General features: G+C 50.9%; 18 protein-coding genes. 8 read left to right on the plus strand and 10 right to left on the minus strand.

Annotated features, from left to right (window positions below; genetic code table 11):
• Positions 1 to 132: 132 nt before the first annotated feature.
• Positions 133 to 2,718, plus strand: a complete 2,586-nt coding sequence (acnB, locus tag HMPREF9370_RS07845; RefSeq protein ID WP_040667064.1) for a bifunctional aconitate hydratase 2/2-methylisocitrate dehydratase — start codon at positions 133 to 135, stop codon at positions 2,716 to 2,718.
• Positions 2,719 to 3,102: 384 nt separating this feature from the next.
• On the opposite strand, the gene HMPREF9370_RS07850 is transcribed toward acnB, so the two are convergent.
• A complete protein-coding gene (locus HMPREF9370_RS07850; RefSeq protein WP_040667065.1) occupies positions 3,103 to 4,278 on the minus strand; it encodes a polyamine ABC transporter substrate-binding protein in 1,176 nt (391 codons plus the stop codon).
• Between the two features lie 361 nt (positions 4,279 to 4,639).
• Here HMPREF9370_RS07850 and HMPREF9370_RS07855 point away from each other — a divergent pair, with 361 nt between their 5' ends.
• A complete protein-coding gene (locus HMPREF9370_RS07855) occupies positions 4,640 to 5,164 on the plus strand; it encodes an RNA pyrophosphohydrolase (protein ID WP_040667562.1) in 525 nt (174 codons plus the stop codon).
• A 247-nt stretch (positions 5,165 to 5,411) separates the two neighbouring features.
• On the opposite strand, the gene gyrA is transcribed toward HMPREF9370_RS07855, so the two are convergent.
• Entirely contained in the window at positions 5,412 to 8,189 is a 2,778-nt protein-coding gene (gyrA, locus tag HMPREF9370_RS07860) for a DNA gyrase subunit A (protein WP_009116901.1), read from the minus strand.
• A gap of 451 nt (positions 8,190 to 8,640) precedes the next feature.
• On the opposite strand from gyrA, the gene earP reads away from it, so the two are divergent.
• Positions 8,641 to 9,837 carry an elongation factor P maturation arginine rhamnosyltransferase EarP gene (earP, locus tag HMPREF9370_RS07865; RefSeq protein WP_009116902.1) on the plus strand — a complete coding sequence of 399 codons (1,197 nt, stop codon included), beginning with the start codon at positions 8,641 to 8,643 and terminating at the stop codon, positions 9,835 to 9,837.
• A gap of 87 nt (positions 9,838 to 9,924) precedes the next feature.
• Entirely contained in the window at positions 9,925 to 10,485 is a 561-nt protein-coding gene (gene efp / locus HMPREF9370_RS07870) for an elongation factor P (RefSeq protein WP_009116903.1), read from the plus strand.
• Positions 10,486 to 10,591: 106 nt separating this feature from the next.
• Here efp and HMPREF9370_RS07875 read toward each other — a convergent pair whose 3' ends face one another.
• Both HMPREF9370_RS07875 and HMPREF9370_RS07880 read right to left on the minus strand, forming a co-directional pair.
• Positions 10,592 to 11,170, minus strand: coding sequence for a GNAT family N-acetyltransferase (locus tag HMPREF9370_RS07875; protein WP_009116904.1), 579 nt, complete (start codon positions 11,168 to 11,170; stop codon positions 10,592 to 10,594).
• A 61-nt stretch (positions 11,171 to 11,231) separates the two neighbouring features.
• Positions 11,232 to 11,666: a peroxiredoxin gene (locus tag HMPREF9370_RS07880; protein ID WP_009116905.1), complete on the minus strand. Its 435-nt coding sequence runs from the start codon at positions 11,664 to 11,666 to the stop codon at positions 11,232 to 11,234.
• Positions 11,667 to 11,802: 136 nt separating this feature from the next.
• Between HMPREF9370_RS07880 and HMPREF9370_RS07885 the strand changes: the two genes are divergently transcribed.
• Both HMPREF9370_RS07885 and hemF read left to right on the plus strand, forming a co-directional pair.
• Complete coding sequence (locus HMPREF9370_RS07885; protein WP_009116906.1) at positions 11,803 to 13,080, plus strand: NupC/NupG family nucleoside CNT transporter; 1,278 nt, start codon at positions 11,803 to 11,805, stop codon at positions 13,078 to 13,080.
• A 130-nt stretch (positions 13,081 to 13,210) separates the two neighbouring features.
• Positions 13,211 to 14,116 (plus strand): oxygen-dependent coproporphyrinogen oxidase, encoded by a 906-nt coding sequence (gene hemF / locus HMPREF9370_RS07890; RefSeq protein ID WP_009116907.1) that lies wholly within the window; start codon positions 13,211 to 13,213, stop codon positions 14,114 to 14,116.
• 61 nt (positions 14,117 to 14,177) lie between these two features.
• On the opposite strand, the gene HMPREF9370_RS11825 is transcribed toward hemF, so the two are convergent.
• From HMPREF9370_RS11825 to tsaB, 5 genes are all read right to left on the minus strand, one after another.
• Complete coding sequence (locus tag HMPREF9370_RS11825; RefSeq protein WP_009116908.1) at positions 14,178 to 14,300, minus strand: class IIb bacteriocin, lactobin A/cerein 7B family; 123 nt, start codon at positions 14,298 to 14,300, stop codon at positions 14,178 to 14,180.
• A 256-nt stretch (positions 14,301 to 14,556) separates the two neighbouring features.
• Positions 14,557 to 14,973: a hypothetical protein gene (locus HMPREF9370_RS07895; protein ID WP_156792987.1), complete on the minus strand. Its 417-nt coding sequence runs from the start codon at positions 14,971 to 14,973 to the stop codon at positions 14,557 to 14,559.
• Positions 14,934 to 15,782: a uracil-DNA glycosylase family protein gene (locus HMPREF9370_RS07900; protein WP_009116911.1), complete on the minus strand. Its 849-nt coding sequence runs from the start codon at positions 15,780 to 15,782 to the stop codon at positions 14,934 to 14,936. The genes HMPREF9370_RS07895 and HMPREF9370_RS07900 overlap by 40 nt, the downstream gene beginning before the upstream one ends.
• Positions 15,776 to 16,219 (minus strand): ribosomal protein S18-alanine N-acetyltransferase, encoded by a 444-nt coding sequence (gene rimI / locus HMPREF9370_RS07905; RefSeq protein ID WP_009116912.1) that lies wholly within the window; start codon positions 16,217 to 16,219, stop codon positions 15,776 to 15,778. The genes HMPREF9370_RS07900 and rimI overlap by 7 nt, the downstream gene beginning before the upstream one ends.
• Positions 16,220 to 16,222: 3 nt before the next feature.
• Positions 16,223 to 16,900: a tRNA (adenosine(37)-N6)-threonylcarbamoyltransferase complex dimerization subunit type 1 TsaB gene (tsaB, locus tag HMPREF9370_RS07910; protein ID WP_040667565.1), complete on the minus strand. Its 678-nt coding sequence runs from the start codon at positions 16,898 to 16,900 to the stop codon at positions 16,223 to 16,225.
• 158 nt (positions 16,901 to 17,058) lie between these two features.
• On the opposite strand from tsaB, the gene gluQRS reads away from it, so the two are divergent.
• The gene (gene gluQRS / locus HMPREF9370_RS07915; RefSeq protein WP_009116914.1) at positions 17,059 to 17,946 is read left to right on the plus strand and encodes a tRNA glutamyl-Q(34) synthetase GluQRS; all 888 of its coding nucleotides are present in this window, start codon (positions 17,059 to 17,061) and stop codon (positions 17,944 to 17,946) included.
• A gap of 531 nt (positions 17,947 to 18,477) precedes the next feature.
• Positions 18,478 to 20,166, plus strand: coding sequence for a calcium-binding protein (locus HMPREF9370_RS12565; RefSeq protein ID WP_009116916.1), 1,689 nt, complete (start codon positions 18,478 to 18,480; stop codon positions 20,164 to 20,166).
• 111 nt (positions 20,167 to 20,277) lie between these two features.
• Here the strand turns inward: HMPREF9370_RS12565 and HMPREF9370_RS07925 are convergent, their stop codons facing one another.
• The gene (locus HMPREF9370_RS07925) at positions 20,278 to 20,628 is read right to left on the minus strand and encodes a SpoIIAA family protein (protein ID WP_009116917.1); all 351 of its coding nucleotides are present in this window, start codon (positions 20,626 to 20,628) and stop codon (positions 20,278 to 20,280) included.
• Positions 20,629 to 20,695: the final 67 nt, after the last annotated feature.

Below are 20,695 nucleotides of genomic sequence, written 5' to 3' on the forward strand. Positions count from 1 at the left end.
CCACTTCGTGAATCAAGCAAAAACTAAGCTTTATAAACTCTTCCTGTTTCATAAAATTTAGTTTATGATAGCTGGTAAGTCCGCATGACTACATGCGGTTTCAGAAGAAAAACACGCATAAAGGAACAAATGATGTTAGAAGCCTATCGCAAAGCCGCCGCAGAGCGCGAAGCTCTGGGCATTCCCGCCCTTCCGCTCACCGCCCAGCAAACCGCCGATTTGGTTGAATTGCTGAAAAACCCGCCCGCAGGCGAAGGTGAGTTTTTGGTAGACCTGCTCGCCAACCGCGTGCCGCCCGGTGTGGACGATGCCTCCAAAGTCAAAGCATCTTTCCTCGCAGCCGTAGCCGAAGGCAGCGCAACCAGCCCGCTGGTGTCTCCCGAATACGCAACCGAACTCTTGGGCACCATGCTCGGCGGCTACAACATCCACCCGCTGATTGAGCTTCTCGACAACGACAAACTGGCGCCCATTGCCGCCGAAGGTCTGAAACACACCCTGTTGATGTTCGACTCTTTCCACGACGTTCAAGAAAAAGCTGAAAAAGGCAATGCACACGCCAAAGCCGTTTTGGAATCTTGGGCCAACGCCGAATGGTTCACTTCACGCGAAAAAGTGCCTGAAAAAATCACCGTTACCGTATTCAAAGTAGACGGCGAAACCAATACCGACGACCTCTCTCCCGCTCCCGACGCATGGAGCCGCCCCGACATTCCGCTGCACGCGTTAGCCATGCTGAAAAACCCGCGTGACGGCATCAGCCCCGACAAACCCGGTGAAGTCGGCCCCATCAAGCTGCTGGAAGAATTGAAAGCCAAAGGCCACCCCGTTGCTTATGTGGGCGATGTAGTAGGTACCGGCTCTTCCCGTAAATCCGCCACCAACTCCGTAATCTGGCATACCGGTTTGGACATTCCTTTTGTACCGAACAAACGCTACGGCGGCGTATGCTTGGGCGGCAAAATCGCTCCGATTTTCTTCAACACTCAAGAAGACTCAGGCGCATTGCCGATTGAGGTTGACGTATCGCAACTGAAAATGGGCGATGTAGTCGATATCCTGCCTTACGAAGGCAAGATTGTGAAAAACGGCGAAACCGTTGCCGAATTCCAATTGAAATCACAAGTATTGCTGGACGAAGTACAAGCCGGCGGCCGTATTAACCTGATTATCGGTCGCGGCCTGACTGCCAAAGCCCGCGAAGCTTTAGGCTTGCCCGCATCTACCGAATTCCGCCTGCCGCAAGCACCTGCCGAAAGCAATGCCGGCTTTACCTTGGCGCAAAAAATGGTCGGTCGTGCCTGTAGCCTGCCCGAAGGCCAAGGCGTGCGCCCCGGCACTTACTGCGAACCGCGCATGACCACCGTGGGTTCCCAAGACACCACCGGCCCGATGACCCGCGACGAGCTGAAAGACTTGGCTTGCTTGGGCTTCTCCGCCGACTTGGTGATGCAGTCTTTCTGCCATACCGCCGCTTATCCGAAACCGGTGGACGTGAAAACCCATAAAGAGCTGCCCGAATTTATTTCTACCCGCGGCGGCGTGTCTCTGCGTCCGGGCGACGGCGTGATCCACTCGTGGCTGAACCGCTTGCTGCTGCCCGATACTGTCGGCACCGGCGGCGACTCGCACACCCGTTTCCCATTGGGTATTTCCTTCCCGGCAGGTTCCGGCTTGGTGGCGTTTGCCGCCGCCACCGGCGTAATGCCTTTGGATATGCCTGAATCCGTATTGGTACGCTTCAGCGGCAAATTGCAACCGGGCGTCACTCTGCGCGACTTGGTCAACGCCATTCCGTTGTACGCCATCAAACAAGGTTTGCTGACCGTGGCCAAAGCCGGCAAGAAAAACATCTTCTCCGGCCGCATCTTGGAAATCGAAGGCTTGCCCGATTTGAAAGTGGAGCAAGCATTTGAATTGTCGGATGCCTCTGCCGAACGTTCTGCCGCAGGTTGTACTGTGAAGCTCAACAAAGAGCCGATTATCGAGTACATGAAGTCCAACGTGGTGTTGATGAAAAACATGATTGCCGACGGCTACAAAGATCCGCGCACGCTGGAGCGCCGCATCAAAGCCATGGAAGCTTGGCTGGCAGATCCTCAGCTCTTGGAAGCCGACAAAGACGCGGAATACGCGGCCGTGATCGACATCAATATGGACGACATCAAAGAGCCGATCATTGCCTGCCCGAACGATCCGGACGACGTGTGCTTCATGTCTGAAAAATCCGGCACCGTGATCGACGAAGTGTTCATCGGTTCGTGCATGACCAACATCGGCCACTTCCGTGCCGCTTCCAAGTTGTTGGAAGGCAAGAGCGATATTCCGGTTCGCCTGTGGGTGGCGCCGCCGACCAAAATGGATGCGCAAGAGCTGACCAACGAGGGCCACTACGGCGTATTGGGTCGTGCCGGTGCGCGCATGGAAATGCCGGGCTGCTCATTGTGCATGGGTAACCAAGCACAAGTGCGCGAAGGCGCTACCGTGATGTCCACTTCCACCCGCAACTTCCCGAACCGTTTGGGTAAAAACACCAACGTGTTCTTGGGTTCTGCGGAATTGGCTGCCATTTGTTCGAAACTGGGTAAAATCCCGACTATTGAAGAATACCAAGCCAACATCGGTATCATCAACGAACAAGGCGACCAAATCTACCGTTACATGAACTTCAACGAAATCGACAGCTACAATGAAGTGGCTGAGACTGTTAAAGTTTAAATGTTAAACGGTACGCTGTTAATTTTTCAGACAGGCATTAAATAAATGTTTATCTGAACAAAAACGGGATAATTAATATCCCGTTTTTTTGAGGAGCTGAAGTAGATTAGCCCTAAATTTTGATAACAGCATCCGCAAACTCGAATCAAACCCGAGTATGACGAGTAGCCGAACTAATGAAAATGCCTGTCTGAAAACTACTTTTCAGACAGGAATTCTTTAAGTATCTTGAGTTCCGACCATCTTAAGAAATGAGATGTTCACTTCAAACCTGGGTATGACGCTATCTTGATTATGTAAGTAGATGACTATACCAATCAAAAAATGCCTGTGTGAAAAAAGCCCCGAATTCTTAATACGGAGCTTTTTTCACAGGCATACGATTTATTTATTCGCTTTAAACTGCTGCCACAAACGGGTTTGCAGCTTCACACCTTGCGGAGACTTCGGCAACACCACAAAGCTCTTAGCTTTAACCTGCTCATTCGGGAAAATCGAATTATCTCCAGAAAATTCTTTTTCCATCAGCTCACGCGCAGGTTTGCTGGCCGGAGCGTAAGTGACAAAATTACCGTTTTTCGCTGCCACTTTCGGATCAAGCGTGTAGTTGATGTATTTATGGGCATTGGCTACGTTTTCAGCACCTTTCGGAATCATAAACGAATCAATCCAGATACCCACACCTGTTTTAGGTGTCAGCACTTCCAGGTTCACACCATTACCCGCTTCTTTAGCACGGTTTTTAGCAATGTTTAAATCGCCGCCATAACCGATTGCCACACACAAGTCACCGCCCGCCATATCATTGATGTAGCCGGACGAACTGAAGCGTTTGATATCGCCGCGCACTTTCTTCATCATCTCGGTAGCCGCTTGCAGATCTTCTTCTCTTTCACTATTCGGGTCTTTACCCAAGTAATTCAAAGCGAGCGGATATTGCTCGGTCGGGCTGTCGAGAAAATTGATGCCGCAAGATTTCAGCTTGGCTGTATATTCGGGATTAAACACCAAATCCCATTCGTTTTCAGGCAGTTTGTCTGTTCCCAAGGCTTTGGCAACTTTATCTTTATTGATTGCCAGCGTATTGATGCCCCAAAAGTAAGGCACGGCATATTTATTGCCCGGATCGACTTTCGCCATCATGGTCAACAATTCGGGATCGATATTGTTGTAGTTGGAAATCAAGCTCTTATCCACCGGCTGATAAGCACCGGCTTTAATCTGACGGCCCACATTGGCGATCGAAGGCGCCACCAAATCGTAACCTGATTTGCCGGTAAGCACTTTCGCTTCCAGCGTTTCATTGCTGTCGTACACATCGTAGCGCACTTTCACACCGTTGGCCTTTTCAAACTCGGCCACAGTTTCCGGATCAACATAATCCGACCAGTTGTAAATATTCAGCTTGCCCGTAGCGGAAGGTGCCGCCGCTTGTTGTTCGGTACTTGCTGCACGGTTTTCTGAGCCGCTTGCTTTTTGGCCGTCTTGCGTGTTGCCGGAGCCACCGCATGCCGCCAAAAACAAGCCTGCAAAAGCAGAAACCAACAGAGTTTTTTTCATTAGTTTGTCCTTCATCGAAATAAACAAAAAAACATTCCCAAAAGTGCATCGCCTTATATCGCTTCCGCGTTTAAGGGCGCATACAACAAGAGTGGCCGGCCGCTAGTTTGATCAATACGCAAGCATGAATTCGACTACACGGCGGTTGCAGGCAATTAAACGGCAAAAACTTTGTCAATGCAAGCAAAAACAGCACAAATATCAACATTTTTTAACGCTTGTCGCATAAAAAGCAGGAAAATATTCTATTCAATTGTCATTCATGATTCCCAAGCCATCTGATTCCGCCCAAGCCTTTTCAGACAGGCATATATATGGGAAAATCGCAGGGTTAATTTTTATTTATGATAAGGGCGACACTATGTTGGACAGAGAAGGATATCGCCCCAATGTCGGCATCATCTTAATCAACGACCGCAACGAAGTATTCTGGGGAAAACGGGTTCGCGAACATTCCTGGCAATTCCCCCAAGGCGGCATCAAGCCCGGAGAAAGCCCGGAAACCGCCATGTACCGCGAGCTGCTGGAAGAAGTCGGCCTTTTGCCGCACCATGTCAGAATCCTGGGCCGCACGCGCGACTGGCTGCGCTATGATGTGCCTACCCATTGGGTGCGCCGCGAATGGCGCGGTTCCTACCGCGGCCAGAAGCAAATCTGGTATTTGTTGAAACTGATCGGCCGCGAAAGCGATGTGCATTTACGTGCAACCAGCCATCCTGAATTTGACGGCTGGCGGTGGCATGAATACTGGGCACCGATAGAAGAAGTAATTGATTTCAAAAGGGATGTTTATCAGGGCGCATTAAGCGAACTTTCCCGATTCCTGAGAAATTTGGAAAGCTTGGAAGATTTCAACATCCGCCAGCGCCTGCTTCAGGAAAAATAATTCTGAACACGGCAAATAAAACAATGCCTGTCTGAAATATGGTTTCAGACAGGCATTGTTTTATTTGACTATGTTTGGGTTTGATATAGTTCTGAAACTGGTTCATGCTCCAAAATTCAAAAATATTTAATTTCAAGCCTGTTCGTATAATTCCGGAAAGTTAATTTAGATAACCAAACCGCAAACGAATATTGACGGCTTGGCTATCAAAAAAGTTTTCAGACAGGCATATAGTTAACTATAGTAATTACTCAGCTTCACCATCATTTGTTTGAGATGCTTCATTTTCTACAGCTTGTGCTTCCAATTCAGCCGCTTCGCTCTCCAAGCCCTCTTCTTCCGGCTCTTCTGCCACCCGCTCCAAGCTAACCAGTGTTTCGCCTTCATCCAGATTAATCAGCCTTACGCCCGCTGCTGCACGACCGGTTTCACGGATTTGGTCGACTTTGGTGCGGATAAGCACGCCGCCGCTGGTAATCAACATCAAATCGTCAGTTTGGGCAACCAGTGTCGCTGCCACTAATTCCCCGTTGCGTTCGCCGGTATTGATGGCAATATTACCTTGCCCGCCTTTGCCTTTGCGGCTGTAATCCGCAATCGGCGTGCGTTTGCCATAGCCGTTTTCAGTTGCCGTCAACACTTGGAGCGTTTCATCCTGCTCACACTCTGGAGAGAATGTAATCAGGCTGACGATGCGGCCTTCTGAAGGCAAGCGCATACCCCGCAAACCGCCACTGCCTCGTCCGGACGGACGGACGCCGTTACCTTTGAACGCGGAAGTATCACCGTTTTCTTCGCCCTCATGTTCCAGCACGTTGTCTGAATCTTCGTTTTCCACTTCGTCGGCATCACCGTTACGATCGTAATATTCATTGAAACGGATCGCTTTGCCCAAGTTCGAGAACAACATAATATCGCTGATGCCCGAAGTTCTGGCCACACCCACCAGTGAATCGCCTTCTTTTAAAGCAATGGCTTTAATGCCTTGCGCCCGCACGTTTTTGAATGCGGATAATTGCACTTTTTTCACCATGCCTTGCGCAGTGGCAAAGAAAACATATTCGTCTTCAGGGAATTCGCGCACTGCCAAAATCGCGCTGACTTTTTCGCCTTCGTCCAATTGAATCACATTGTTAATCGGACGCCCGCGGCTGTTACGACCGCCTTCGGGCAATTTGTACACTTTAATCCAATGGCATTTACCGAAGTTGGTAAAACACATCAGATAATCGTGGGTATTGGCCACGAATAAGGTTTCGATAAAGTCTTCATCTTTGGTTGCCGCAGCCTGTTTGCCGCGTCCGCCGCGACGCTGTGCTTGATAATCGGTGGTCGGCTGGGTTTTGATGTAGCCGCCGTGCGTGAGCGTTACCACCATTTCTCTCGGCGGAATCAGGTCTTCGTCGGCGATGTCGCCGCCAAACGGGTTGATTTCGCTGCGGCGGCCGTCGCCGAAATTCGCTTTGATTTCTTCCAATTCTTCATGGATGATTTGTGTGATGCGCTCGGGTTTGGCCAGAATATCCAAGAAATCAATAATCTGCGCCATAATGTTTTTATAGTCGGTAACAATGGTATCCTGATCCAGGCCGGTCAGGTTACGCAGGCTCATGCGCAAGATGGCATCGGCCTGCAAGTCGCTCAAATAATAACCGTCACCTTGCAAACCGAGCTTTTCAGACAGGCCTTCGGGGCGGGCCATGCGCAAATCCAAATCGGTGCGCGAAAGCATGTCTTCAACCAAACCGGAGCGCCACGGGCGGGCCAACAGCTTTTCTTTGGCTTCCGGCGCATCGGCGGATCCTTTAATCAGGCGGATCATTTCGTCGATATTCGAAAGGGCTACGGCTTTGCCTTCTGCAATATGCCCTTCATGACGCGCTTTTTTCAGGCGGAACAGTGTGCGGCGGGTTACTACTTCGCGGCGGTGGCGCAGAAACTCGCCCAAAATCTGCTTCAGATTCAGCAGGCGCGGCTGGCCGTCGACCAAAGCCACCATATTGATGCCGAAGCTGTCTTGCAGCTGGGTGAGTTTGTAGAGTTGGTTTAAAACCACTTCAGCATTTTCGTTGCGTTTCAGCTCGATAACCACGCGCATGCCCGATTTGTCGGATTCGTCGCGCAAGTCGGAAATGCCTTCCAGCACTTTATCGCGCACCAATTCGCCGATTTTTTCTACCAGCTTGGCTTTATTCACCTGATAGGGAATTTCATCAATGATGATGGCTTCGCGTTCGCCGTTTTTACCAATCGGTTCGATATGGGTTTTACCGCGCATCACCACGCGGCCACGGCCGGTTTTGTAGCCTTCGCGCACGCCGCTTAGGCCGTAAATCGTGGCGCCCGTTGGAAAATCGGGCGCTCTGATAATGCTGATTAATTCATCAATATCGGTTTCGGAATCAGACAATAGCTTCAGACAGGCATCAACGGTGTCGGTCAGGTTGTGCGGCGGGATATTGGTTGCCATACCTACGGCAATACCGGAAGAACCGTTTACCAACAGCGCAGGGAAACGGGTGGGAAGCACCAAAGGTTCATGCTCGCTGCCATCATAGTTGGGACCGAAATTTACAGTTTCTTCTTCGATATCCGCCAGCATTTCATGCGCGATTTTTGCCATGCGGATTTCGGTATAACGCATCGCCGCCGCACCGTCGCCGTCAATCGAGCCGAAGTTACCTTGGCCGTCTACCAACATATAACGTAATGAAAAAGGCTGTGCCATCCGCACAATGGTTTCATAAACCGGACTGTCGCCGTGCGGGTGATATTTACCGATTACGTCGCCGACGATACGGGCAGACTTTTTATATGCACTGTTCCAATTGTTTTTCAGCTCGTGCATGGCATACAGCACACGGCGGTGCACAGGCTTCAAGCCGTCGCGCACATCCGGCAGCGCACGCCCCACAATCACGCTCATGGCGTAATCCAGGTAGCTGCGGCGCATTTCTTCTTCTAGGCTGACGGGGATGGTTTCTTTGGCAAAATGATGGTCGTTGCGTGTGGTTGCGTCGGTCATGGTAAGTCTGACAATTAATCGAGAAAAATTATTCGAATTTTAGCATAAACCGAGAATAAAATCTTCTTTGCCTTCATGCTTTCAGACGGGCTTTCCAACAGGCAGATTTTTTATTCCGAAACGATAAAAATCGATATATCGGGGGTTTCAAAGCTTACCCACAAAAGCTGTGGATAATTTTGTGGACTACTTGTGGGATTTTTACATTTTTCCCGATAAATCAGGTATCGCACCAAGCCTGATTAAAAATTAGTCAATTTAATAAAATTGATATTTTTCAAAAACTTAAAATGATTTTCAGCTTGTCAAGGGCAAAAATTAAATTTTTTCTTAGTGTTTCGTAAAACTGTTTTGTCAATGTGGATAAGCAAAAAAAATTTTAAATTTAACGCTTGACAAATACCCAAAGCAGCGTAAAACCTTATCACTCAAAGGTTAACCTATTATCACCATGCAAATTGAACAAAAATTCCCAGTATGCTGGCTGTTTTGCACAGTCATCGACAACTTCGGCGACATCGGCGTGAGCTGGCGTTTGGCGCAGATTTTAAGCCGTGAATACGGCATCGCCGTACACCTCTGGCTGGACGATACCGACGCGCTGCGCACCCTTTGTCCCGATCTGCCCGCCGGCCTGCCCTGCCGCTACCAAAACATCCATCTTTACCCGTGGCAGCCGGGAAAAAACGCAGAATATTTAAATGAAGCGCCTGCACCTGATCTGGTTATCGAAACATTCGCCTGCGATTTGCCGGAAAACGTATTAAATGCCATCCGCACACACCAAACACTTTGGCTCAATTGGGAATACCTGAGCGCCGAAGAATGGGCCGAAGCCATGCACGGCAAGCCCTCTCCTCAAGCCGACGGCCAACAAAAATACTTTTGGCTGATGGGGTTTACCGAACAAAGCGGCGGATTACTGCGGGAAACAAACTATGCCGAACTCGTTCAATACCCGATAGAAGATTTCAGGCTGTCCTTATGCCTGTCTGAAAAAACCGCGCCCGAATGGCTGCTGTTCGGCTATGAAAGCCCGGTTTGGCAGCAATGGCTGGAAACCTGGCGGCAAAGCAGCCAACCGATAACACTGCTGCTGGCTGGCAATCAGGTGATTCAAAGCCTCAAACGCTCCGGCGCCCTGCCCGCAGACGCGCTGCAACACAGCGGCGACACTTTTCAGACAGGCATGGTCAAACTGGTGCGCATACCCTTCATACCGCAAAGCGATTTCGACAAACTGCTGCACTTATGCGACGGCGCAATCGTGCGCGGCGAAGACAGCTTTATCCGCACCCAATTTGCCGCCAAGCCTTTTTTCTGGTTTATCTATCCGCAAGAAGAAAACGCCCACATCGACAAACTGCACGCCTTTTGGCAGAAAGCAACAGCCGGCTGGCCGGAGCATTTAAAACAAGCCCACCAAAGCCTTTCAAACGAACTCAACGGCGCAACCACCCTCAACGCAGCAACACGTCTGGCCGCATGGCAAACCCTGATGCAGCATTTTCCCCTTTGGCAGGCACAGTCGGAAAACTGGCGCAGCTATCTGTTCGCACAAAGCAGCGCCTCAGAAAAGTTGGCAGCATTTATCAAACGCAGTTCCAACGTAGATATTTTTCCACCGCAACACAGCATAAGGGATTAAAACAACAGGCAATAAATTGCCAAACCCTAAAAAAATAAGCTAAAATGCTGCGTTATTTTGTTTCAACATTTAAGTGAGAATCATCTGATGAAAACCGCTCAAGAACTGCGCGCCGGCAACGTATTTATGGTAGGCAACGACCCGATGGTTGTGCAAAAAACCGAATACATCAAAGGCGGCCGCTCCTCTGCCAAAGTAAGCATGAAACTGAAAAACCTGCTCACCGGCGCCGCAACCGAAACCATCTACAAAGCCGACGACAAATTCGACGTAGTGGTTTTGGCACGCAAAAACTGTACATACAGCTACTTTGCCGACCCCATGTACGTATTCATGGACGAAGAATTCAACCAATACGAAGTTGAAGCCGAAAACATCGGCGACAACCTGAAATTCATCGTTGACGGCATGGAAGACGTATGCGAAGTAACCTTCTACGAAGGCAGTCCGATTTCCGTTGAATTGCCTACCATCATCGTACGCGAAGTGGAATACACCGAGCCTGCCGTTAAAGGCGACACTTCGGGCAAAGTGATGAAAACCGCACGTTTGGTCGGCGGCACTGAAATCCAAGTGATGTCTTACGTTGAAAACGGCGACAAAGTGGAAATCGATACCCGCACCGGCGAATTCCGCAAACGCGCTTAATCTGCATGATTGCTTTGAGCGCCCGGTTTAGATACCGACATTAAAAATGCCTGTCTGAAACTTTTCAGACAGGCATTTCTTCTACTATACAGTAACGGACGCGACCTCAAATACCGAGCTTCTCTTCCAAACGCACCTTGGCTTCGAGCCACTCTTCGCGGGTCATGCTGTACATCACGGTATCGCGCACGCTGCCGTCGCGGCGGGTTTGGAAGCCGCGCAATACGCCGTCTTTTTTCGCACCCAACCGCTCGATGGCCTGCTGCGAGCGGGTGTTGAGAATGTCGGTGCGCCAGCCTACGGTGCGGCAGCCCAGCGTTTCAAACGCATGGTGCAGCAGCAGGTATTTGCAGGTGGTGTTGGCGCGGCTGCGCCAGTAGCTTTGGGCATACCATGTGTGGCCGATGTCGAGCCGGCCTGCGGGGATGTTGATGTCGTGGTAGCTGGTGCTGCCGATAACTTGACGGTTGGTTTCGTCAATCACGGCGAAAGCCAATCGGTTTGGCTTGTTCAGGGCTGTTTCGATATAAGCGGCCACGCGTTCGGGCTCGGGCGCTGAGGCAAACACCAGCCGCCACAATTCTCCGTCTTCAGTCGCTTGGCACAAACCTTGCTCGTGCTGCGCCCCCAATGGCTCTAAGCGGATGCGGTTGAGGCTGAGTGTGATGGGTTCGGGCGGGTTCATTTTTTATCCTTTCTTGATGCGGATGCCTGTCTGAAACCGTTTTTCAGACAGGCATTTTTGTTTATTTGCTCACTGCTTCCAACACTTCCTGCGCGTGCCCCGCCACTTTCACTTTGCGCCATTCGTGTTCGATTTCGCCTTGTTTATTGAGCACGAAAGTGCTGCGTTCGATGCCGAGCGATTCTTTGCCGTAGAGCTTTTTCAGCTTAATCACGTCAAACAGTTTGCATACGGTTTCGTCTTTGTCGCTCAGCAATTCAAACTGAAAGCCTTGTTTGGCGCAGAAATTCTGGTGCGACTTCACGCCGTCGCGCGAAATGCCCACCACGGTGTAGCCGAGCGCTTTGAATTGGTCGAGGCGTGCATTGAAATCCAGCCCTTCGGTGGTGCAGCCGGGCGTGCTGTCTTTCGGGTAGAAATACACAATCAGCGGCAGATGTTCGGCCGATGCAAAATCGTTGCCGGAGCTGGAAGGCAGGGTAAATTCGTATTTCATGTTTCATCCTTGAATGTGGTAATTTTTTTAAGAATACCCGCTAAATATATCACAAGCTTAAAGTTGCAAATGAAAAACCCAACTTTCAGACAGGCTTGTATAATGCACTTAATCTGACTCGCATAAGGACAGCACGATGGTTGTATTACACAGTTTGCTGGGCATGGCGGTATTGATTGCCATTGCCGTTTTATTATCCACCGACCGCAAAGCCATCAATATCCGCACTGTGGCGGGCGCGTTTCTGATTCAGGTGGCATTGGGTGCGTTGGTGCTTTATGTGCCGCAGGGGCGCGATATGCTGGGCGAAGCTTCCAAAACCATTAGCAATGTAATCGCTTATGGCAACAATGGCGTGGATTTTCTGTTTGGCGGCTTGGTGTCGGAAAAAATGTTTGAGGTGTTTGGCGGCGGCGGTTTTGTGTTTGCCTTGCGCGTGTTACCGATGATTGTGTTTTTCTCATCATTGATGGCCGTGTTGTACTACATCGGTGTGATGCAGCTGCTCATTAAGGTAATCGGCGGCTTTCTGCAAAAAATGCTGGGTACCTCAAAAGCAGAATCGATGTCGGCGGCGGCCAATATTTTTGTGGGGCAGACTGAAGCGCCGCTGGTGGTGCGCCCGTATATCCGCAGAATGACCGAGTCGGAGCTATTTGCCGTGATGAGCGGCGGTTTGGCTTCGGTGGCAGGTTCGGTGCTAGCCGGCTATGTGCAGATGGGCGTGCCGCTGCCTTACCTGATTGCCGCTTCGTTTATGGCTGCACCGGGCGGCTTGCTGTTTGCCAAGCTGTTAGTGCCAGAAACAGAACGAACGCAAAATGACGCGGAAGTGTTGGCGGAAAACGAAGATGAAAAACCCACCAATGTAATCGACGCAGCAGCCAGCGGCGCGGTTACCGGCGCGCAGATTGCCATTGCTGTGGGCGCTTCGCTGCTGGCTTTCGTGGCATTAATTGCGATGATCAACGGTATTATCGGCGGTGTCGGTGGCTGGTTCGGCCACGGCGATTTGACTTTGCAGGCGATTTTGGGCTGGTTGTTTTCGCCGCTGGCTTGGGTAATCGGCGTGCCGTGGAGCGAGGCGGGAATTGCCGGCTCGCTAATCGGGCAGAAAGTGGTGATTAACGAATTTGTGGCTTATTCCGAATTTGTGAAATATTTAAAACCCGAAGCCGCCGTGCAACTGAGCGACACCACCAAAGCGATTATTTCTTTTGCTTTGTGCGGCTTTGCCAATTTGGGTTCGATTGCCGTGTTGGTCGGCGGCCTGAGCATCATGGCGCCCAAACGCCGCAAAGATGTGGCGCGACTGGGCATTAAAGCGGTGGTTGCCGGCTCCCTATCCAATCTGATGAGCGCCGTGATTGCCGGTTTGTTTACCGGTTTGTCGGGCGCATCGGTGCTTGGCTGAAGTAACAACCCGATGCCTGTCTGAAACCCGATTTCAGACAGGCATCTTTATATTTAACCGCCTCGCGTTATAATGCCTGTCTGAAAACGGGCGGCGCGGCATTCCGCGAAGCCGAAACCAAAGGACAATCATGCATACACAAGTTGTTTTAAACATTTTGCAGCAACTGCAAAACCGCATCTGCGCGGCGCTGGAAGCGGAAGACGGCGCGGCGCGTTTTGTTGCCGACCGCTGGCAGAGCAAATTGGGCTCAGGCGAAAGCCGCGTATTGAAAAACGGCGCCGTGTTCGAGCAGGCGGGCGTGAACTTTTCCCATGTGAAAGGCGCCGCCATGCCCGCCTCGGCCACCGCACACCGCCCCGAGCTGGCCGGCGCGCCGTTTGAAGCAATGGGCGTATCGTTGGTGATTCACCCGAAAAACCCGTATGTGCCCACCAGCCATGCCAACGTGCGCTTTTTCATCGCCTATCCCGAAGGCAAAGCGCCGGTATGGTGGTTTGGCGGCGGCTTCGATTTAACGCCGTTTTATCCGTTTGAAGAAGACATCCTGCATTGGCACACCGTAGCGCGCGATTTATGCCACCCGTTCGGCGAAGGCGTGTATGAAGAATACAAAAAATGGTGCGACGATTATTTCTATCTGAAACACCGCAGCGAAACCCGCGGCGTAGGCGGCCTCTTTTTCGACGATTTAAACCGCTGGGATTTCGATGCCTGTCTGAATTTTATCCGCGCGGTAGGCGAAGGCTATATCGAAGCCTATGCGCCGATTGTAGCCAAGCGCAAAAACACGCCCTATGGTGAACGCGAGCGGCAATTCCAACTTTACCGCCGCGGCCGCTATGTGGAATTTAATCTGGTGTGGGACCGCGGCACCCTCTTCGGCCTGCAAAGCGGCGGGCGAACGGAGAGCATTTTGATGTCGATGCCGCCGCTGGTGCGCTTTGAATACTGTTACGAGCCGGAAGCAGGCTCTCCGGAAGCGCGGCTGAATGAATTTTTGAAGCCGAGGAATTGGCTGGAAGAATTGGCTTAAAACGCGTAAAAATGCCTGTCTGAAAAATGTTTTCAGACAGGCATTTTGATTTTACGTATCATTAATGAGCTTTTTGAGCACTAGCCCACCAAATTATAGCAGCAACGACGATGATTCCACCGACTACAACCGCTGCACCACCACCAGAAACTTGCTCTAATTCATGTTGGTTCAGAACTTGCATGATAAAACTCCTAAATTCCCATAATTAATGATGTAAATTCAAACTAAGTTGAAATTATCCCAGCATCATAAATGCTTACTATCTAAGACAAGTTAAATATCGTTTGGTTCAAATGTTATAGACAATAAAAATGCCTGCTTAAAACATGCCGTCAAACAAGCATTTGCAATGCAACTTAAGTATTGGCGAACCAACTTAAAAATCGAATGTCTACCATATTCCGACTTAATCCGGTTATCTTGAATTTCAGCAATCTTTACCACAACCGGCCCGCCCGCTGGCGCCGCCGAACAGAGCGAGGTTTTTGGGAAAACAAGGCCGCTCCCGGAGCGAAGAGACTAGCGGCCGCCCCGAAAATCTCGCGCAGTGAGGGCAGTTTGCGCAGCAAACCGGCAACCGCGGTCGCCTTTCTTTGCTTACTTTCTTTGGCGAAGCAAAGAAAGTGAGTGGCCGCGCGGCCATGAAGCGCAATCTTAACCAACAGGAAACTGAAAGGGTAAACAGATTGCTTAATTTGGAAGACAATGCCCGAGTCGAGCCAAAACATACCAATCTTTCTATCAGGTAGGTAGCTCACAAAAATCAAAATGCCTGTCTGAAACCACTTTTTCAGACAGGCATTGCCCATTCCGCCTACTTCAACACTTCCCTCAAGCGCTTCAATTCCGCCCACGCTTCGGCCTTTTGCAGCGGATGGCGCAACAGGCGGGCGGGATGGGGAACGGTAAACACAGGCAGGCCGCCGCACAGTTCGTCCATCATATCCGCCTGCTCGGGCGCGGTGAAAAACTGGCCGAGAAACAATACGGCCTGCGGCTCGGCAAGCTCGAGTTCGGCACGGATGCGCGGCAGTGCGCGGGCGAGTTTGGCGGTGTCGGGATTGGGGTTGAACTCGGTAGCGTCAAGCCAGCTGGTGGGGTGTGTTTGCTGCATGTCCATGCCGATGGCGGCCAGCATATTGGCCAAAAGTTCGCCCACTTTGCCGCTGAAAAGCCGCCCTGCGATATTGTCTTCCGGCGACGGGCAGATGCTCACAATCATGAGCTTGGCCGGGCGAACGGTTTCAGACAGGCGTTGTTTGTGGCGGGCTACGGTGTTGTCGGGATCGGGTTGCGGCTCCGCCGGAACGGCCTGTTGCGCCGCCTCATCGGCTGCGGCTTCCCGTTCTTTCTGACGCAGGGTTTTCAAGCCCAATGAAGCCAGTGTAGCCGCATGCGCGCCTGAAATCGGTGCAGTCGGCGCGGCGCGGCGCGGTGCAGCGGTTACTTGTGATGCAGGCTCGGTCGCGGGAGGAAGCGGCTTCTGTTCCTGCGCAGAGGCTTGCTGTTGCTTTTCCGGCGGCGCAGCAAGCTTTTCGGCGGCGCGAACGTCAACCGCAACCGCCTGTTCGGATTCGACGGGCAACACTACGGCGCCGCGTTTCAGCCACATGGGGCCTAATCCGAGCGCTTCGTGCAGGTGAAGATAGCGGCTGCTCAGCATGTTTTCTCCATAATCAGGGCGTCTTCGCGCCGGTTGCCGGGTAGGGAATAATAATCACGGCGGCGGCCTGTTTGGACAAATCCGTGTTTCAGGTATAAAGCTTGCGCGCTTTCGTTGCCGGCGCGCACTTCCAGATAATAATGCGTTGCACCTTCTTTAATGCCTGTCTGAAACCATTCTGCCATCAGGGCGGTGGCGATGCCGCGACCACGGTGTTCGGGCGCGGTGGCAATCAGGTGCAGCTCGGATGTTTCAAACAGCGTGTGCCACACGATAAAACCCAACACAATGCTCTGTTGCTCGGCCAGCAGCACGGTTTCGTGTTGATTGGCCAGTGCACCGGCAAACTGCGCTTCTGACCACGGCGAAGGGTTGCACATGCGGTCGATAGCGGCAAGCGTCGGGCAGTCGGCAGCGGCGGCGGGGCGGATGTTCACGGTTTACCCCTGCGCTTTGCGCTCGGCCTGCTCTTTTGCGGTGAGCGCGATTTTGTTGCGCACATAAAGCAGCTCGGCAGCCGCTGCGTCTTGAGCGGGATAGCGGCCGCTTTGCGCCAAGTTCAAATAGGTTTCGGCAGTCGGCATATCAGGCGTGCCGTCAAACAGCGGCGGCTCTGGTAAGGCGAAAGCATTGCCGATGCCTTGCGGGTTTTGGGTATTTGCAGGTAAGGCGGTGTCTGCCGCTTTGCCTACTTGGTAATCGCTCAGCCGGCGGTGGTGTTTGGTATCGAACCATGCGTAAAACACTTCGCCCATGCGCGCGTCGGTTACGGCCAATACGCATTCTGCATCGGGAATCTGGTAGGCAACGGCATCCAAACAGGGGATGCCAATCAATAATGTGCCATAAGGCGCAGCCAAACCTTGCGCCACCGCCGCGCCGATACGCAGACCGGTAAACGCACCCGGGCCTTGCGCATAAACGATTGCGCCCAAGTCGGCAGCCGCGATGCCCGCCTGCTCAAGCAATCGGCCGATTTGCGGCAAAATCAAATCGGACTGGCGGTTGCCCGCTTCTTCATGAAACAGGAATGTTTGCCCATTGGCGCGCAGGGCGAGGGATAAAAACGATGTGCTGGTATCAATAGCGAGCACAGGTTTGGAGAAATCGGCTTGCATGGTCATTCAGATTGTTTTTTCAGACAGGCATTATAGCATTTAGGTGCTGTTTCGGATGTGCTGAAATAGAGTAGAATACCTTATCGTTTTTTCAGACAGGCATATCACGGCAAAAATGCCTGTCTGAAATATTTCTCACATTCAGCACCATTCAAATCATGTATATCGGACGTTTCGCCCCCAGTCCTACCGGTCTGCTCCATATCGGCTCGCTGCTTACCGCGCTGGCTTCTTATGCCGATGCCAAATCTCAAGGCGGCAAGTGGCTGGTGCGCATGGAAGATTTGGATCCGCCGCGCGAAATGACGGGCGCGGCGGACGATATTTTGCGCACGCTGGAAGCGTTCGGCTTTGAATGGGACGGCGAAGTAGCCTATCAAAGCCGCCGCTATGCCTTGTATGAAGCCGCGCTGGCCGATTTAAAACAGCGGAACCTAGTTTATCCCTGCTATTGCAGCCGCAAACGCTGGCAGGCAGCGGCAACCGCTGGCGCAGACGGTTTTGTGTACGACGGGCATTGCGCGGTACAGGGCTACACACCGCCGCCAAACGCGAAAACACCTGCCTGGCGCCTGCGCGTGCCGGATGAAACCATTGGATTTGATGACGCGGTGGTCGGGCATTATGCGCAGAATCTGGCGCGCGATATCGGCGACTTTGTGTTATTGCGTGCAGATGGTTTTTGGGCATATCAGCTGGCTGTGGTAGTGGACGATGCCGAACAAGGCGTTACGCACATCGTACGCGGGCAGGATTTGCTGGTTTCCACCCCGCGCCAAATTTGGCTGCAACGCTGTTTGTGCTTCAACACACCACATTATGCCCATCTTCCACTACTGGTGAACTCTTTGGGCCAGAAGTGGTCGAAGCAGACACTGGCTCCAGCTCTAGATACGAAAAAACGCGAAGATTTACTGCGGCAGGTCATGACTTATCTGAATCTGCCTGCTGCGCCCGCAAAAGTTCACCCGCGCGAATTGCTGGATTGGACGGTGACACATTGGAACCTAGACAAAGTGCCGAAAACAGCGGTTAAAACCGAATAAGCTGTTCATACCATGTAAAGCTTATCCCACCCTAATCTATATTCAGACAGGCATTCCGTTATATAGCGTAGTACTCTGTATAACAATGCCTGTCTGAATATTATTAATTTAACTATTAACGACTCAACTACGCCAAACATTAAGTATAAAAATAAATAATAACAAGAAAAACTATCCGTCAAATAAATAAAACGTTAAAAATAAATTTAAGAATTATAGTTTTGTTTTGTGTTATGTTTTATAAAAATGGATTATTTCCGTATATTTTTTGTTTAATTTATATTTATTTGATTGGTATAATCGAATAGCATTGTCAAACACATTCCGATAAGCGCCGGTTGTTCATAATGATTGAATTAACCTTTTTAGCTTTTATAAATGTTTTTACTATATTTCAGGCAGGCATTACCCGAATCAAACAGCCCGCCGCTCCCATTAATTTAATAAAAACAATCAATATAATAATTTCAATAACAATCACGGACAGCTATAAATTTACAGCCGGCCGATAAATAAACAGAGAGGTTAATTATGAGCGTTACACAATGGTTTGAAGTGAACGGCTACGACAGCCGCAAAGCAAATGAGCAAGGCCGCTTCAGCACCAACAAGCAATCCATCACATTCAAAGGTCAAGTTGACCCGGCCAGCACCGATGTGAAAATCTATACTTATCGAACAGCCAAAGAAAACAACGGCGAAACCGCAATACGGGAGTATTTTACAACCGTTGACAAAAGCCAAATTAAGGAAGACGGCACTTTCACCGCATACGGACTTACCGAAATGAGCGGTGATGTGCGCTTCGAGCTGCAAGCGGCATCTGCCTCAGGCAATGTAACCGTAACCCGTATCGCCGGCACGGTGGACGGCAATAACCAAAGTATGCAGGTCATTTCCGAAGATGCCGTAATGCGTTCAGATTATAACGGCAACTGGCACAGCTATTCGCGCGACATCGACATCAAAGGCAAAGTAGAAGCCGGCAGCGAAAACGTGCGCGTTAAAGTGGACCGCGAACACTACACCATCAAAGACATTGACGGCGAAGGCAACTTCACTCTATCTCTAAAAGATTTGAACGCCGGCCAACACACGTTTACCTTAAAATCCACCGACGCCGACGACAACCAGGGTAAAGACATCTATATCATCAGCACAGGCCGCAAATACGGCGGTGGCGCAGTGGTCATCGACCAAGATGAAAACGCATTTATGCGCAAAGGCCAAAAAAACCTGAGCGGCAACGTGTTAACTGATTATTTCGTTGAAAAAGGTGGCAAAGACCCAGGCATCTTGAGCTTCAGCGTTAAGGGCAAAAGTGCCTCTGTGGGCGAAGAATTAACCATCGACGGCGTGGGCACCATCCAAATCGACTTCGGCGGCGAATATGTGTTCAAACCGGCCGAAGGCTTCAGCGGCCGCGTACCCGACATTATTTACCAAGTGGCCAACGGCACGGACACCGATTATTCGGTATTGTCGATCCGCGTAAACGACACCGGCGGCAACGCTTACGGCGAAAGCATCATAGTGGCCGACAATGCCGACGGCGCCAACAACGAACTGCAAGGCCGCTTGGTTAATGATGTATTAATCGGTGACACGCGAAACACTTTCAATAAAGGCACAGGAGATGACACCGTTGTATATACGGTAAAAGCCACCAACGACACCATCGAGGGCAACAACGGCCACGACATCCTGTTCGGCGACAACATCAGCACCGAAAAGCTCAACTTCACTGCGCCCGACGGCAGCACAGCCTACGAAGCCCTGCGCGCTTATGTGGAGCAGAATCTGGGCAACAACAGCGATGACGCCGTGCGCAGCTTTATCGCAGGCAACTGGGCGACCCTGCTCGACAGCAGCAGCAACGGCGGTAACGACATCCTGCGCGGAGAAGTCGGCAGCGATATCCTCATCGGCGGCGCGGGCGACGATTTCCTCGACAGCGGCGAAGGCTATGACAAATATGTGTTTGTAACCAACAGCAACAGCGGCCACGACACCATCAAAGATTTCAATCTAGAAAAAGACAAACTGGTGTTTACCGAAGCCTTGAGCGATAAAAACGCCTCTTGGAATGACGCCACCCACACGCTGACCTTTACCGGCGTGAAAGACGGGCACACTTATAAAAACACCATCACATTCCAAAACTTTGAAACCGGCATGACACTGGAAGACGTGTTGAAAACACAAGAAGTATTGGGTTAACCGGTTAATCCAGCCGTAAAAAATGCCTGTCTGAAAATATTTTCAGACAGGCATTTTATTCAACCGCTCTCAAACGCCCGTAAGCCCAAACACCGGCGATCAAACAAAACCTCAAGAATCCGACCTCAACCACGCCTGTGCGGAAGCCACATCGTCGAAATATTTGGGGCGCTGATTGGTGAGCAAGCTGGAAATATGTGTGCCTAAGCGAATCCATACATCATCCACCACAATCGCAATACGGCCGAATTCATCTTCATGCTCGCGCAAAAACTTAAGCTGCTCGATCGCCATATCGATTGTAAAATCTTTAAGCATAGATAAATCCAGCAGCAAATCCGGACGGTGGATACGTTTAACCGTACCCAGCGCGGCTTCTTCAAAGCTGCGGAAATCTTCCAGCGTAAACTCATTGTAAAGCGCAATGTCCAAGCCGTAGTCTTGTTCTCGGATCGAAATCATTTTGTTCTCCTTATCTTTTTGTATTTACTGAACATCGCAATGCCTGTCTGAAACCGCTTCGGCATGC

Source organism: Neisseria wadsworthii 9715 (assembly GCF_000227765.1).
GTDB lineage: Bacteria > Pseudomonadota > Gammaproteobacteria > Burkholderiales > Neisseriaceae > Neisseria > Neisseria wadsworthii.

What these genes read in the sequence shown, in the direction of transcription:
- acnB (WP_040667064.1), top strand. Translation starts at nt 133, where the DNA reads ATGTTAGAAGCCTATCGCAAAGCCGCCGCAGAGCGCGAAGCTCTGGGC.
- HMPREF9370_RS07850 (WP_040667065.1), bottom strand. Translation starts at nt 4,278, where the DNA reads ATGAAAAAAACTCTGTTGGTTTCTGCTTTTGCAGGCTTGTTTTTGGCG.
- HMPREF9370_RS07855 (WP_040667562.1), top strand. Translation starts at nt 4,640, where the DNA reads ATGTTGGACAGAGAAGGATATCGCCCCAATGTCGGCATCATCTTAATC.
- gyrA (WP_009116901.1), bottom strand. Translation starts at nt 8,189, where the DNA reads ATGACCGACGCAACCACACGCAACGACCATCATTTTGCCAAAGAAACC.
- earP (WP_009116902.1), top strand. Translation starts at nt 8,641, where the DNA reads ATGCAAATTGAACAAAAATTCCCAGTATGCTGGCTGTTTTGCACAGTC.
- efp (WP_009116903.1), top strand. Translation starts at nt 9,925, where the DNA reads ATGAAAACCGCTCAAGAACTGCGCGCCGGCAACGTATTTATGGTAGGC.
- HMPREF9370_RS07875 (WP_009116904.1), bottom strand. Translation starts at nt 11,170, where the DNA reads ATGAACCCGCCCGAACCCATCACACTCAGCCTCAACCGCATCCGCTTA.
- HMPREF9370_RS07880 (WP_009116905.1), bottom strand. Translation starts at nt 11,666, where the DNA reads ATGAAATACGAATTTACCCTGCCTTCCAGCTCCGGCAACGATTTTGCA.
- HMPREF9370_RS07885 (WP_009116906.1), top strand. Translation starts at nt 11,803, where the DNA reads ATGGTTGTATTACACAGTTTGCTGGGCATGGCGGTATTGATTGCCATT.
- hemF (WP_009116907.1), top strand. Translation starts at nt 13,211, where the DNA reads ATGCATACACAAGTTGTTTTAAACATTTTGCAGCAACTGCAAAACCGC.
- HMPREF9370_RS11825 (WP_009116908.1), bottom strand. Translation starts at nt 14,300, where the DNA reads ATGCAAGTTCTGAACCAACATGAATTAGAGCAAGTTTCTGGTGGTGGT.
- HMPREF9370_RS07900 (WP_009116911.1), bottom strand. Translation starts at nt 15,782, where the DNA reads ATGCTGAGCAGCCGCTATCTTCACCTGCACGAAGCGCTCGGATTAGGC.
- tsaB (WP_040667565.1), bottom strand. Translation starts at nt 16,900, where the DNA reads ATGCAAGCCGATTTCTCCAAACCTGTGCTCGCTATTGATACCAGCACA.
- gluQRS (WP_009116914.1), top strand. Translation starts at nt 17,059, where the DNA reads ATGTATATCGGACGTTTCGCCCCCAGTCCTACCGGTCTGCTCCATATC.
- HMPREF9370_RS12565 (WP_009116916.1), top strand. Translation starts at nt 18,478, where the DNA reads ATGAGCGTTACACAATGGTTTGAAGTGAACGGCTACGACAGCCGCAAA.
- HMPREF9370_RS07925 (WP_009116917.1), bottom strand. Translation starts at nt 20,628, where the DNA reads ATGATTTCGATCCGAGAACAAGACTACGGCTTGGACATTGCGCTTTAC.